We start from the raw sequence: 12,676 nt of genomic DNA, 5'->3' as shown, positions 1-12,676 counted from the left end.
TGTCAGGGGCGCTTGTCGCCCCTGTTTTGTTATTGAAGCCCGGTTTTTATCCGTACGCGAAATCGCGGCTTTATGGCTGCGACCTCGCCATGTTCTGTTTCGCCCAGGCCAGATTATTCTTGGCGAGCGCATGGCCGGGCTTCAGCGCGATCGCCCTGTTACAGGCGTCGATCGCTTCCCGCCAGTGTTTGAGGTTATTGTTAGCGGCGCAGATATTGTTGTAAGCCTCGGCGTTGTTAGGCTCCCATTGCAGCGCTTTTCTGCCGGCCTCGATGCTCTCGCTGAACTTGCCGGCATTGTACAGCGCCAGGCTTTTATTCAAATAGCCCTGAACGTCGCGAGTCGCCGCATTTCCTGCGTTATAGATAAAAATCGAATAGCCGATTTTTTGATCCGGTTGCCGCAGCCGCATCCAGTCAAAACACATCGATTCGGCAAGATTTTGCGGGGTCAAGAGGCGCCCGGCATGCACGGCCACCAGTTCGCCGGTGTCGCTGCAAGGCGGCGGGGTGTAACTGATTCCGGCACGATTCAGCAGCATTCCTCCCCAGCCGTTGGGCAGATAGGCCAGGCGGTCTATGCTTCTGGCTTGCAGCCAGCGCAGCAAATCCGACCCTCCCTGTCCGTAGTCATCGCCGTTGATCGAGATGCGCCAGCCCTGTTCCGGTCCGCCGGCCAGAAAATTGAAATACATCAGATAATTCGGATGCACCGATAGCGTGCTGATGGCGCTCAGCGCGACCAGAAAACCCGCCGCAAGGACCCGCCCAGGGGTGAGACGGTAACGCAGCGTATAACCGGCAAGCAAAAACAGGAACGGAAATGCCGGCAGAATGTGGCGAATGCCGATTTGCATCTTGCCGATCGAGGCGAGCACGATCAATAACAGCGGCGGTAAGGCCAGAAACAACACGTTCCAGGCATCGCGGGAAAAGCGCGAAAGCGCCTGCGAGAATCCGAATCCGATCAGCACCAGGGTCGCAAGCGGCAGTTTGATCAACAGCAGCAGTGAAAAATAATTCGGCCATCCGCCGGGTCCCGCCTCGCCGAGAAAATAAGTCCAGTGCCCGATGCTGCCGGTGCGGGTCAATACCGATACCATGCCGCTGACAAAATAAAACGGCAAGGGCACCGGCAGCCAGGCCGGCCAAAAACCGGCCAAGCTTTCCGAGCCGGCTTGTAACGACGGGATCAGGGCCTGTGATCGCGATAGATATTCCGGCGGCGTCAGCCAGACGCCGTCGAAAAAATAGGCCAGATCGATGCCGAAAATCGTCATCGCGCTGATGCCCAGCAAGCCGCCGCCGACGATCAACAGCCGGCGTTTACCGTCGTATGGCTGCAGCGCCGGCGAGAACGCGGCCGCGATTCCGGACAAGAGGAATAAGGGTACCAGCAGAACCGCGGTAAATTTTGCGCAAAAAGCGGCGGCGACGGAGAGGGCGGTCCATCCCAGCCGGGCCAAGGTCGGCTCTTTAAAATAGCGCCACCAGCCATACACAGACGCAAACATCAAGGTCGTGGCCGCCATGTCGGTGGTAACCAATGGCGCGTTGGCCAACAGCGGCGGACAAAAGGCAAATAGCGCCAGCGGCAGCCAGGCGCGTTCGGCTCCGAACAATTCTTTCGCCCAGGCATATAAGAGCCAGCCGAGCAGCAGCGCAAAGCCGAGTACCGTCAGCCGTCCGGGCAACAACAGCCTTTCATCGACCGTACGGACATAGGCGCTGGTCGAATAAAAAAGGTCGGCCTGTTTCCAGGCACTCGGCGCGCCATCGGCGACGGACGGAAGCTCCATGAACAGCGAGGGCAGGGCGCCGAGCAACCTTGCCAAGGGCGGGTGGTCGGCGCTCAAACGCGGGTCGCCGGTCTGCAGTTGCGCGACGCCGGCCGTCAAATGAAAAGGATCATCCCAGTATGACGACTGATGCAGTACGCTGAATGCGGCGGCCGTGACGAAAAACAGCACGCAGGCCAGCGAAAAATAAGCCGATAACCTGGCTTGCCAGCGCGCATTTGAGAATAAGTCCGTTGATAATTTCATTGTGATGATGAGTTTGTGGGGCCAAAGTCATTTCAAAAACGCGGCTTCGGAAAGATAAGTGAGCGTCCTGGCGTTGTCAAGCCAGGCTGGCGGCCTAGTTCCTTCTCCCTGTGGGAGAAAGATGGGATGAGGGGATCAAATTAAAGTATTTTCCTTATGTCATTCCCTTGATCCTGTTACTGCCCGGCCCAACGATGCTATGCTATCGCTTGCTGGAACGTCGTCACAACAACGAGGATCGGTAATGACAGAAACCATGCCCTGTACCTTGATCAGCTGGGAAGAGGTTTACCGCCTATGCCGCGAACTGGCGCAGCGATTGCGCGCCGAGGCCGTTCCGATCGACATGATCATCACGGTTGCGAGAGGCGGTTATATACCGGGACGACTGTTGTCGGACATGCTCGGCATTGCCGACCTGACCACCTTCAAGATCGAGCATTACCAGGGCGCGCAAAAGCAGCAGGCAGCCTTCGTCAAATATCCGTTGAATGCGGACATCACCGGGCGCAACGTTCTGCTGCTCGACGATGTTTGCGACAGCGGCGATACCTTTGTGGTCGCGGTCGAGCATCTTCGCGCGGCCGGCGCTTTCAACTCCTTGCACACGGCGGTCATGCAGCTCAAAACCGTATCCGATTTCGTCCCGGATTACTATGTCGAGACAATCCATGCATGGCGATGGATCATCTATCCCTGGGCCGTCAATGAGGATTTGTCGGGCTTGATCGATGCGATGCAGCTTGAGCATCGTGACCCTCTGCGCTTACAGCAGGAATTCAGGACGCGGCATGCCATCGAGGTCAGCATCGGGCAGATTGAGGATGCGCTTCTGCTGCTGGATCCTGCACATCATTCGTAAGCGGAAACGAACGGCAATTCGCTTTTCGAGAATTTATCGGCCGAGCATTGAGCGTGCGCCTGCCGGTTTCGGCTTTTGTGCTGAATTTGGGTCTAACATAATTAATTTATTTATTGCAAATATGGCTAAAATTAATGAATATATAAGAAAACGTAAAATTACTCGTTAGAGTACTTGGAGGGCGAATGTCTCAAATCCGAATCTACAGCATAGAAACTCCGTTACTGGGCGTATTCGGTTTCGCAATTACGGCAGCCGACTTATCCAATGTTCACCACTTCAAGGGCGAGAGTTTTGTCGTTATCGGCGAGTTCTTTCGCGCTTTTTCCTATAAGTTCGATAATGATTCATTCAAAGCCTCCGGAATGGGGCTGTCCGAAGAAGATGTGCTGGCCGAGGCGCTGCAACAAGTAAAAAACGACTTTGCCGGGTATCTGGCTGGCATCGAGCCTGGATCGCCTAGAGCTTTGGTTCTTGAGTCGGTATCCATCGTTCCGTCCGATATGCGTCTGCTCATTCAACACTGCCTTCGCGGCGGCCGTCAGCAACTCGAAGATATTCGGCATAAAACGTCAGTCGAAAAACTACGCGGCCTGATTGATCCCATCATTGACATCCAACCGATTCAGCGCCATGCGCTCTAGCGAGGCGTTCAATCGCAAGGCCGTAGAGGCTTTTTTCAAGCCACGCAGAAGTCTTTCGGCTTCGCCTCTTTGTGTCAGTTGTTCTGCGCGCCCTGGTTGATCCAGGCTTTTATCGTGTCGATCTTACTCTTAGGTAGCGGATTGCCGCCTTTCGGCATCGGAGACCCGACAATACCGACGATGTCGGCGATCTTCTGATCAGGAAACCGACCGGAAAGGCAGTCGCTAATGCCATGATTTCCAGGGTGCGCTTGCGCACACCCTGATACGCCGATGGAAACGGCTTTAATTTGCGCTTGGCGCAGGCAGCGCGTCGTTTTTGGGCTTGACTTCGGTGAGTTGGCCATTCGAATCGAACTCGGCCACCATTTCGGTGTCCCGTTGCTTCACATACTCTTCGATCAGCGGCCTCAGCAACGCGGGATCTTTCAATGACCATAAGTGCTTGATCAAGCCTTCCATGATCATGCCGTAAACGCAGGACTCGATGGTCTCCATGACCGCCATTTGCGGCGGCTCGTTGCTGGTGACGCCGGCTTCGATTTCGAGCAGGCGCTTGAACGCGACATAACGGAACAAGCCGGAATCCAGTTGCACCGAAAAAATCGTTTTCCGGGAATCGACATGGTTCAACACCTCGCCGTTTTTGACCGAAACGGCGCGCAGCATGCTGGTCACCGTGTCGCGCCGGAATTCGGTTGCGCCGCCTGCGCCGAAATAATGCGCGCCCACACCGCCGGTGATCAGATTGGTTTCATAAGCGGTGATGCCGCCTTCCAGCAGGATCGGCGCATACAACAACGGCGGCAGCGGCGGTAGACTCGATTTGTTTCCTTCCGGCGGACTATCGTACATTTGCCGGGTTTGCGTGATGATCTTGCGTTCGTTTGTCAAATCGGTCAACCCTTCGCGCTCCAATACTTTAAACCAGCGCCCGTTGCCGGCTTCCATCAAGGCGCGGATCAGCATGTTTGCGCCGCCTTGGGTCACGGCGGTCGAATATTGCACCAGGTTTTCGCTGCTTTTGTATTGTCCGGTTTGGTCGCGAAACTTATAGACCGCGACGACGATCGGCTCGGGCGGCGGCGGCAAGGTGCGCAACAAATCGGTAATGCCGGAATGATAATCCAGCGTCGCTTTGCCCGATGAGAGCGGCTGGAAGAAATTCGAACAGGAAGTCGTCAGTGACGCCGCCAATACGATCGCGATGCCACGACCTAAGCCGGTTTTGCTCCGTAAAAAGGGTAAATAGCTCATAAAGTATTAATGATAAGGGACCGTGAGTATCGTATCTGTAATGCCGTCGCTGATACGAATCGTAATAGTTCCATTGGATTCTTTCGGACCGACGGACACGAAAAAATCGCCATTTTGGTCGCCGTCCAAATCGAAGCTCAGCTCGGAATTTTCCTTGATATTACCGTTGTCATCGAACAGATCGCTGGTCGCATCCTGCGAAATTTTATTCAAAATGGACTGTTGCAGACGATCCTTGAATCTTTCCAGATCGCTTTTCTGCGAGCCCGGCTTATTTCTAGTTTTCGAAGGATCCTCAAATTTGTTTTGGTCTTCGGCCTGATTCAGCAGGAAAGTACCGTTCGCTGGATTGCCGCCGAAACTGGGGCTTTCGAATCGATGCACCAGTTCGGTAGCCTGCGCCGGGTAAAGCGGTGCCAGCGTAAGGGCCAGCACAAGGGGGAGATGACAGAGTCGCATTTAATAGACCTCGAGTTCTTGTAAACTGTCTTTTTGCATCTGGATATAAGCATTGAGATAGTGCCGCGCCGCTTCCGCCTTTTCCTCGATGCCCGTGGTGCGCGTGCCCATCCGGTCCTGAAATACGATCGTGTCGTCTATTTCCACCCAAATGATATTGCCGGCAAATATGTCCGGGCGCTCGTGCACGGTGATTACTCCGGCATTTTCGGGAACTTCCCAGCCTGCGACCAGTGCATCGTAAAACAAATGGCCGACGCGCGAAATGGTTTGGTCGACTACCAAGCCTTCGATCGTAAATTCTTGCGCCCTGAGGGTTGCCGTGCCTAAACACAGCGCGCTCAGCAAAGCCCCGAGAATCAGTCTTCTACGCGTCATCGCTATTAAGGGGCCGGATGTTGCCGAATTACCGCGGTATTGCCACCGCCGGACTGGCGTACTGAAACCTGATTACAGCGCCCGCGCTGGGCAATCGCGACGCGGTTGCCGTCGCCTTGCTGATCGATATGCCCGGCGTTGTCATCGCCGATTTGCGTCAAGGCCAGCGCGTTGCCGGTGCCGGTCTGGGCAATGTTTTTGACATTGTGTCGACCGCGCTGGATGATCATTTGGGTATTGCCGGGGGCGGTGTGCATGATGGTTTCCGGGGGCATCGGTAAGGAAGGGGAGCAATCCTCGGCGAAAACGGGCTGCGCAAGCGCCCAGGCCAACGCCGAGAGTAATCGACACGAACAGCGAAAACTATAAGAATAACCGTAGCGCATTGCAAGCCCGAAATTTGGAATGGCGAAACCCTGCCGTGGGGTCCGTCGCTTGGGGCGTAAAGCGCCCCAAGCGAAACTTCCGCGCGGGGCGCGGAAGCTTACAACGGATCACGGTCAAAACCAATTATTGTTGATAAACGGTGAATGAGTTGCCTGTGCCATTCTGATTGACTTCGGCGTAATTGCCGTAGCTTGCACCGTTTAAGCCTTGATATACGTTGGCGGTGTTGCCTACGTTCTGGCTGATAAAGATGGTGTTATCGGCGCCGTTTTGATAGGCATTCGCGGTATTGGAGTCGCCGTATTGATCAATGTTGACGGTATTGCCGCTTTCGCCCGCGTAGTCGCTATACTGTTGCACAGAAGCGGTGTTGTTGCCGGAGGCCTGGGCAATGGTCGCGTCATTGTAGGCGCCCGATTGGGTAACATAAGCGTTATTTGGGTGGCCATCCCAGTAATCGTTTAGCCAGCCGCCGCTTTGGCTGACGTCGGTATAGTTAGATTGGCCGTCTTGGCTAATAGAGGCCGTGTTATAAACTGACTGTCTCAGATAGGCCTCATTGTCGCTGCCATTTTGGTAAATCGAGCCAGAGTTTCCATAAGTATTTCCATAATACCAGTCCGACGCATTACCGTCTTGGCCGATGCTGGCATAGTTGTAGTCGCCGTATTGATTCAGGTTGGCGTATTGGCTCCAGTCCCACTGTTCGATGTCAACGCCGTTTCCGTTACCGCTTTGCGACGCGTTCGCCGATGCGCTGGATGTGCTCCACCATTGGCTTACGTTGGCTACGTTGGCATCGCCGGACTGATTAATCGAGCTTGAGCTCCAGTTGCCTTCCTGATGGTTGTTGGCGGAAGAGTTAGACGACCATCCCCATCCCCCCCACCACCACCAGCTGCCTTGAGCGATCGATGAGCCGTTGCCATAGCCGAATTGGGTGCTATCGGCCGTGTTGTAGGATCCGGTTTGATAGGTGTTACTGGAATTGCTGCTGCCGTTCTGAGCGTTGTTGGCGGAGTTCGAATCGCCCGACTGGGAAATGTTGCTGGAGTTATAGTCGCCACCTGTTTGGCTGTTGCTGGCGGAGTTATCGTTTCCGTACTGAGTAATCGAAGTCGTATCGTAGTTGGTATCCTGGGTGCTGGCGGCGTAGTTGCCATAACCCGACTGGTCGATATACGCGCTGTCGGCATAGCCGGCCTGATTGCTGGTTGACGTGTTGGAATCTGCCAATACGGCGCCGGAAAGCAAGGAGGCAATGGCCGCGCTCAGAAATTTTTGTTGTGAATTCATCATTTTAATTTCTCTGCGTTAGTTAAGAATCCAGCTTATTGCTGATAAATCGTAGTGGAACTGCCTGAGCCGGTGATGTTGACCTCGGCGAAATTGCCGGAAGTTGCACCGTACGCGCCCTGGTAGACATTCGCGGTATTGCCGCCGGCCTCGTTGATCAGCGCCGTGTTTAATGTGCCGAATTGAGTGGCATTTGCGGAGTTACCGCTGTTGTTTTGGTTGATCGTGATGTCGTTGGCGTTACCTTCGCCGGTATTATTCTGGCTGACATAGGCGCTGTTGTTGTCGCCGTTTTGATTGACGGTCGCGCTGTCGTAAGGCTCGAAGTAATCGCTGTACTGATTTATCGACGCATAGTTGGAACTGCCGATCTGAGCGATGCTGGCCCACAAATCGCCGGTCGCGGCATCCGCCGAATAACCGTGTGTGTGAGACGCATTGGTTTGAGAAATATTGGCTTCGTTGTAGTCGCCGTTCTGATACACGTTGGCGGACAAAAAGCCGCCGTTTTGGTTGATGCTGCCGATATTGGCCAAGCCGGCAAAAACCACATTGGCGAAATGATCGTCGCCGACCTGATTGATAGAACCCCAATAATAGTCGTCGATGGAGTCCTGAACCACGTCGGTAACCAAATTGCTGCCTTCCTGGTTGACATTTGCGACGCGGTCGTCGACGGTCTGGGTGATCGTCGCCCAGTTGTCGTTACCGTTTTGTTCGATCGACGCGTAGCCGTTAAACGTGCCGGCCGCTTGATCGATCTGAGCCGTGTTGTTGTAGCCGCTCTGCGTGATCGACGCTTGACCGTTGTCGCCTTCCTGGTTAAAAGTCGCTTGGTTGTTTTCGCCGTTCTGATCGACCGAAAGGGTGTTGCCGGAACCCGTTTGATTAATCACCGTGCTATTGTTGGCGGCCCATACCGAGCCGGACAACAACAACGCAATACTGGCGCTGAGAATTTTGGGTGAAGCTTTCATAGGCATTACCTCGATGTGGGTTAAAAATTTTTTTATTACGTCGCTCCTGCGACACTAACATCCATCATTCTCTTTATTGATGCCGCGAGAACGATGTCATCCATCTTTTACAACCGCTCTTCCGGTCTTGCGAACGTGTGATTTTTTCTGAAAGCCGCGCGTCAAAGCCGGCGGATCGAGAAGAGCATCGAATAGTGAACCAAAGAGCGGAGAGTGGGGAATTTTCAGGGATTTCGGGTGTTGCCAAATTAAATGGCTGATAACCGCTATGACAACTACAGGCTGATCCCTAGAGCAATGACATTTATAACTTAATGCTATTCCCGAGCCTAATCCGGAGTCTAACATGGTATAAATTACGCAATGATTAAAGAGAGCATGGAATTAAAAGCTTATTAAAAAGCGATGTGGTATTAATTAATCCCATGTGCGTCAACCGTCTTGACGATGACGGGCTGATGACTAATTACCACAATATATATAACCTAATTAGCGTTCCCCTATATGTTAAAAGTCTAACATGAGGAGACTTATGAAAGTATTAAAGGAAGCGATGAAGAAAGCGGCGTATTCCGGAGTATCGCGCCGGATGTTTTTAGCGCCGCATTTTTATGGTGGATGCTGGCTGTTGTCGTCAGAAAGCCGCTTCGATTAATTGGTTTGCGAGACCGAAATGGCCTGACCGTTGCCGGTGAACTGTAACTGATAACTCAGTCCGTTACCGGACTGGCTTTGGTTGATCGTATTTCCGTCGCCTATTATCTCCAGGCTGGATACGTTGTTTTGCCCGATTTGCAGTTGGCTGACGTCATTACCGTTGCCGTCGACCGTTGCCGAAAAACTGTTGTTTTCACCCTCTTGATAGGACTGGATGGCATTCATGTCGCCCTGAATATCGACCGCGCTCAGCTGCATCGTGCCGTTTTGTATCGTCTGGATAGCATTATCGCTTCCCGACACCATGGCCGTCATTTGATTTTGAATTTGCTGCTGCTCAACAGCGATGGTATTGCCGATGCCCTGGTCATTGATTCTACTGTAATTTCTCTGCCCGTTTTGAATCACCGACGCGCTGCCTCCGCCTACGTCCGTAATGATCCGACCTGATTCGTCAAAGACAGCCTGATCGATATAGGCTTGGTTGTTTTCTCCGGTCTGGTTAACCACGGCGTTATCACCCGCCCCGGACTGTTCAATCGTCGCTTGATTGTTTAGTTCCCCGGCGGCATAACTCTGCGCTATGGATAAGGGAACGCTTAACGCAATACCGGTCAGGTAACGTAACACTTTCATTCTTTCACCATTCGAATGCATTGAAAATCAGAACCGGTTCGTTTCGCCCACCGGATCGTTAAATTCCGTCTCGACAAAGATTATTGCACAACAATAAATGCGAGATTAGATACCATAATCATGGGCTCAGTCAACGGCCATTACGACGAAGCAGCTTCCGTAAAGTTTCGGATGGAAGAAGCTAGGCAAGCCAGCCTCCGAGCGCCAACAGACCCAGAATGATCAGATCCAGACGGGTTTTCATGTTCAAGCCCTGAGCGAGCGCCGCCCGGTTGACCGGTTTGAGCGCCGGGCCTAATGTCGGTTTATGTTTCAGTTTGCCGTGATAATACGCATCGCCGCCCAAACCGATACCCAAAGCTCCCGCCATCGCGGCTATCGGATAGCCGGCATTCGGGCTTTCCAGTTTATTGCCGTCGCGCAGGACCGACTGCCAGGCGCTTTGCCGGTCCTCCGCCAGCAAAACGATCAGCAGCGCGGTGAGGCGCGCCGGAATGAAATTCGCGATATCGTCCACTATGGCCGCCGTTTTGCCGAAATAGAAATAGCGCTCGGTCTTATAAGCCACCATCGAGTCGAGCGTATTGATGGCCTTGTAGACCGCAATCCCCGGCAGGCCGAACAATACCAAGTAAAACAAGGGCGCGATGACCCCGTCGCTGAGGTTTTCCGCCCAGGTTTCGAGCGCAGCCTTATGGATTTCGGTTTCGGTCATCGCCTCCGTGTCGCGGCTGACCAGCAGGCTTATGGCCTGTTTGGGCTGCTCGGCGGTCAAGATGCCCGCGACCGAGGCGTGCAGCATGTTCATCGCCAAGCCTGTTGAAGATAACACCGCCAAAACCGGCAAAGTCAGCCCGAAGGGCAAAATGCCGCAGAGATAAACCAGCGCGAGGCTGATGCCGAGCGCCAGCGTCACAGCGCCGAGCACCAGGCAGGCGCCGGGCAGAATCCGGTTGCGGTAAAAGCGCCGTTCGAAGGCCTTGATGAAATCGCCGATGAAGACGACCGGATGCTTGCCGGGCAACTCGCCGACGGCCATGTCGACCAGATACGCCAACAGCGCGAGTTCATAATACATTGTGTGGAATCGCCTTCAGGGCGTGGGCAAGCTGCGCTATCGCTTGCTCGTCTTTGACCGCGAAGCGGACATGGCTTTTATTCAGTCCGCTGAAGTTGTCGCAGACCCGAATCAAGAGCCGAGAAGGGGCCAGGCGTTCCTGCAGCAAATAACCGTCGTCGTCATTTTTGAGCTGAGTCAGCAGGAAATTCGCTTGCCCGGGATAAATCGTCTCGAACAGTCCGGCGTCTTCCAGCGCCTGCCGCAAGAGTTTCCGCCGCTTCGCCGTCTGCCGCCGCGTCTGTTCGATATAGGGTCGATTCGCCAAGGCTTGCCGCATGTAGGCCATGTCGAAAGTGGAGAGTTTCCATGCCGGCTCGAAGCGCTTCAGCGCGTCGATCGCCTCTGCCGCGGCTAGGATGAAGCCGATCCGGATGCCCGCGCAGCCGTAAAATTTGCTCAACGACTTGATCACATAGAGTCTGTCGTACTCGGCAATGTAATCGGCGACCGAATCCGCGCTGCAAAAATCCAGGAACGACTCATCGACGAGGACCGTGCAGTTTTTCTGCCGCCATTGCTCCAATAACGCCTGCATCGCATAGAGCCGGCCGTCGGGCGTGGAAGGGTTCACAAAGATGATAGTGCTGTTTTCGGGGACTTCCGCATGCAAGTCGGCGAAACGGTCGATGGTGTGCAGGGTGCAGCCGAGTTGCCCGGCAATCTTCGCGTATTCGACGTATAAAGGGGCGTATAACACCAGATCGCGGGGCTGTAGCCGGCGCAACAAGGCGAAAATGGCCGCGCTGGCGCCGTTAAACACCTCGATCTCGACACCATCCGGATGCGGATAGCGGGCTTTCAGCGCCTGTTTCAGCAGGGTGTACTCGGGATCGGCATAGGGGCCGAACGGAATCGGCAGTAAGGACGCCGGATCGAGCGCCTGTTCCGGATTGATGTTCGCCGAGAAGTCGAGCACCTCTTCGGGCTTGCAGCCGACTTGCTGCGCAAATTGGTAAATATTTCCGCCGTGTTTCATGGGGGGGCAGGGTGATAAAAAATGCATCAATGCGCGCCGGGTTCGGACCACTGCCGAATGATTTTGCGCAGCTGTTCCAGGCCGTCGGTCAGCGCCGCGGGGCCGGGTTGCAGAATGTCGCAGGATTTGATTTCATGAACCCGGCCGTTTTTGACGGCGGGAATAGCGTCCCAGCCCGGCCGTGCCGAAATCTGCTCCGGGCGAAACTTCTTGCCGCACCAGGAGCCGATGATGATGTCCGGCGCGCGGCGGACGACCTCCTGCGGATCGGCGATGATGCGCCGTTTCGCCGATTGCTCGGCCGCCAGTTCGGCGAAACAGTCTTCGCCGCCCGCCACTCTGATCAGCTCGGAGACCCAGCGGATGCCGGAGATGATCGGCTCGTCCCATTCCTCGAAATAAACGCGCGGACGGCGCGGCAATGCCGAAGCTTCCGCGCGTACCGTGTCGATCCGTTGCCGGTATTGCGTCGTCAACGCGGCCGCTTTCTCGGGCACGCCGACCATCGCGCCGAGCAGGGTGATCATCCGCAAAATCTCCTCGACCGAGCGCTGATTGAACACGTGCACGGCGATGCCTTCGCGGATCAGTTGGGCGGCAATATCGGCCTGCAAGTTCGAAAAGCCGAGCACCAAATCCGGTTGGAGTTCTAGGATCTTGTCGATCTTCGCGCTGGTAAAGGCCGAAACCTTGGGCTTTTCCTTGCGCGCCTCGGGCGGGCGCACGCTAAAGCCCGAAATGCCGACGATGCGGTCCTGTTCGCCGAGTAAGTACAGGGTCTCGGTGGTTTCATCGGTCAGGCAGACGATGCGGGAGGGATGGTTCATCGAGCGGTTTGCCGGCTTTGGGTCGATACAAGGGGGAAGAAGACGAGAACGCCGCAGCGGCGAATTGTAAGCTGGCGGCAATTATATCGGCTCAAGTTGATAAAGCAAGCCGGCTCCCGTATTCTTGCATTACAAAGGTTTCATGATCAATAACAC

General features: G+C 54.6%; 14 protein-coding genes. 3 read left to right on the top strand and 11 right to left on the bottom strand.

Translation table 11 applies throughout. The features are described 5' to 3' along the window. Window positions 1-70: 70 nt before the first annotated feature. A complete protein-coding gene (locus ACEPPP_RS10365) occupies window positions 71-2,044 on the bottom strand; it encodes a glycosyltransferase family 39 protein (RefSeq protein ID WP_374086408.1) in 1,974 nt (657 codons plus the stop codon). A gap of 244 nt (window positions 2,045-2,288) precedes the next feature. Here ACEPPP_RS10365 and ACEPPP_RS10360 point away from each other — a divergent pair, with 244 nt between their 5' ends. Together ACEPPP_RS10360 and ACEPPP_RS10355 are read left to right on the top strand one after the other, a co-directional pair. Further along, a complete protein-coding gene (locus tag ACEPPP_RS10360; RefSeq protein ID WP_374086406.1) occupies window positions 2,289-2,906 on the top strand; it encodes a phosphoribosyltransferase in 618 nt (205 codons plus the stop codon). Between the two features lie 185 nt (window positions 2,907-3,091). After that, window positions 3,092-3,550: a hypothetical protein gene (locus tag ACEPPP_RS10355; RefSeq protein WP_374086404.1), complete on the top strand. Its 459-nt coding sequence runs from the start codon at window positions 3,092-3,094 to the stop codon at window positions 3,548-3,550. Between the two features lie 285 nt (window positions 3,551-3,835). On the opposite strand, the gene ACEPPP_RS10350 is transcribed toward ACEPPP_RS10355, so the two are convergent. From ACEPPP_RS10350 to ACEPPP_RS10325, 6 genes are all read right to left on the bottom strand, one after another. Beyond that, window positions 3,836-4,807, bottom strand: a complete 972-nt coding sequence (locus ACEPPP_RS10350; protein ID WP_374086402.1) for a CsgG/HfaB family protein — start codon at window positions 4,805-4,807, stop codon at window positions 3,836-3,838. Window positions 4,808-4,813: 6 nt separating this feature from the next. Further along, entirely contained in the window at window positions 4,814-5,266 is a 453-nt protein-coding gene (locus ACEPPP_RS10345) for a curli assembly protein CsgF (RefSeq protein ID WP_374086400.1), read from the bottom strand. Next, window positions 5,267-5,644: a CsgE family curli-type amyloid fiber assembly protein gene (locus tag ACEPPP_RS10340; protein WP_374086399.1), complete on the bottom strand. Its 378-nt coding sequence runs from the start codon at window positions 5,642-5,644 to the stop codon at window positions 5,267-5,269. A gap of 5 nt (window positions 5,645-5,649) precedes the next feature. Then, a complete protein-coding gene (locus ACEPPP_RS10335) occupies window positions 5,650-5,901 on the bottom strand; it encodes a hypothetical protein (RefSeq protein WP_374086396.1) in 252 nt (83 codons plus the stop codon). A gap of 253 nt (window positions 5,902-6,154) precedes the next feature. Continuing rightward, complete coding sequence (locus ACEPPP_RS10330) at window positions 6,155-7,330, bottom strand: hypothetical protein (RefSeq protein WP_374086395.1); 1,176 nt, start codon at window positions 7,328-7,330, stop codon at window positions 6,155-6,157. Window positions 7,331-7,362: 32 nt separating this feature from the next. Continuing rightward, the gene (locus tag ACEPPP_RS10325; protein WP_374086393.1) at window positions 7,363-8,304 is read right to left on the bottom strand and encodes a hypothetical protein; all 942 of its coding nucleotides are present in this window, start codon (window positions 8,302-8,304) and stop codon (window positions 7,363-7,365) included. A 532-nt stretch (window positions 8,305-8,836) separates the two neighbouring features. Here ACEPPP_RS10325 and ACEPPP_RS10320 point away from each other — a divergent pair. Then, a complete protein-coding gene (locus ACEPPP_RS10320) occupies window positions 8,837-8,959 on the top strand; it encodes a hypothetical protein (protein WP_374086392.1) in 123 nt (40 codons plus the stop codon). Here the strand turns inward: ACEPPP_RS10320 and ACEPPP_RS10315 are convergent. The 4 genes from ACEPPP_RS10315 to ACEPPP_RS10300 form a co-directional block, all read right to left on the bottom strand. Continuing rightward, entirely contained in the window at window positions 8,956-9,597 is a 642-nt protein-coding gene (locus ACEPPP_RS10315) for a hypothetical protein (protein WP_374086391.1), read from the bottom strand. The two genes, ACEPPP_RS10320 and ACEPPP_RS10315, sit on opposite strands and share 4 nt — an antisense overlap. A 181-nt stretch (window positions 9,598-9,778) precedes the next feature. Then, window positions 9,779-10,675 carry an adenosylcobinamide-phosphate synthase CbiB gene (gene cbiB, locus ACEPPP_RS10310; protein ID WP_374086390.1) on the bottom strand — a complete coding sequence of 299 codons (897 nt, stop codon included), beginning with the start codon at window positions 10,673-10,675 and terminating at the stop codon, window positions 9,779-9,781. Continuing rightward, window positions 10,665-11,693 carry an aminotransferase class I/II-fold pyridoxal phosphate-dependent enzyme gene (locus ACEPPP_RS10305; protein WP_374086388.1) on the bottom strand — a complete coding sequence of 343 codons (1,029 nt, stop codon included), beginning with the start codon at window positions 11,691-11,693 and terminating at the stop codon, window positions 10,665-10,667. The genes cbiB and ACEPPP_RS10305 overlap by 11 nt, the downstream gene beginning before the upstream one ends. Before the next feature lie 26 nt (window positions 11,694-11,719). Beyond that, window positions 11,720-12,520 (bottom strand): cobalamin-binding protein, encoded by an 801-nt coding sequence (locus tag ACEPPP_RS10300; protein ID WP_374086386.1) that lies wholly within the window; start codon window positions 12,518-12,520, stop codon window positions 11,720-11,722. Window positions 12,521-12,676 lie beyond the last annotated feature (156 nt).

It is taken from the genome of Methylomicrobium lacus, assembly GCF_041897535.1.
Classification (GTDB): domain Bacteria; phylum Pseudomonadota; class Gammaproteobacteria; order Methylococcales; family Methylomonadaceae; genus Methylomicrobium; species Methylomicrobium lacus_A.
The sequence above is the reverse complement of the archived record's forward strand: the minus strand, read 5'-3'. Positions and strand labels throughout refer to the sequence as shown.

Bases quoted from the DNA above. Each gene is read 5' to 3' on its own strand.
- ACEPPP_RS10365 (WP_374086408.1), bottom strand. From the start codon at position 2,044: ATGAAATTATCAACGGACTTATTCTCAAATGCGCGCTGGCAAGCCAGG.
- ACEPPP_RS10360 (WP_374086406.1), top strand. From the start codon at position 2,289: ATGACAGAAACCATGCCCTGTACCTTGATCAGCTGGGAAGAGGTTTAC.
- ACEPPP_RS10355 (WP_374086404.1), top strand. From the start codon at position 3,092: ATGTCTCAAATCCGAATCTACAGCATAGAAACTCCGTTACTGGGCGTA.
- ACEPPP_RS10350 (WP_374086402.1), bottom strand. From the start codon at position 4,807: ATGAGCTATTTACCCTTTTTACGGAGCAAAACCGGCTTAGGTCGTGGC.
- ACEPPP_RS10345 (WP_374086400.1), bottom strand. From the start codon at position 5,266: ATGCGACTCTGTCATCTCCCCCTTGTGCTGGCCCTTACGCTGGCACCG.
- ACEPPP_RS10340 (WP_374086399.1), bottom strand. From the start codon at position 5,644: ATGACGCGTAGAAGACTGATTCTCGGGGCTTTGCTGAGCGCGCTGTGT.
- ACEPPP_RS10335 (WP_374086396.1), bottom strand. From the start codon at position 5,901: ATGCACACCGCCCCCGGCAATACCCAAATGATCATCCAGCGCGGTCGA.
- ACEPPP_RS10330 (WP_374086395.1), bottom strand. From the start codon at position 7,330: ATGATGAATTCACAACAAAAATTTCTGAGCGCGGCCATTGCCTCCTTG.
- ACEPPP_RS10325 (WP_374086393.1), bottom strand. From the start codon at position 8,304: ATGAAAGCTTCACCCAAAATTCTCAGCGCCAGTATTGCGTTGTTGTTG.
- ACEPPP_RS10320 (WP_374086392.1), top strand. From the start codon at position 8,837: ATGAAAGTATTAAAGGAAGCGATGAAGAAAGCGGCGTATTCCGGAGTA.
- ACEPPP_RS10315 (WP_374086391.1), bottom strand. From the start codon at position 9,597: ATGAAAGTGTTACGTTACCTGACCGGTATTGCGTTAAGCGTTCCCTTA.
- cbiB (WP_374086390.1), bottom strand. From the start codon at position 10,675: ATGTATTATGAACTCGCGCTGTTGGCGTATCTGGTCGACATGGCCGTC.
- ACEPPP_RS10305 (WP_374086388.1), bottom strand. From the start codon at position 11,693: ATGAAACACGGCGGAAATATTTACCAATTTGCGCAGCAAGTCGGCTGC.
- ACEPPP_RS10300 (WP_374086386.1), bottom strand. From the start codon at position 12,520: ATGAACCATCCCTCCCGCATCGTCTGCCTGACCGATGAAACCACCGAG.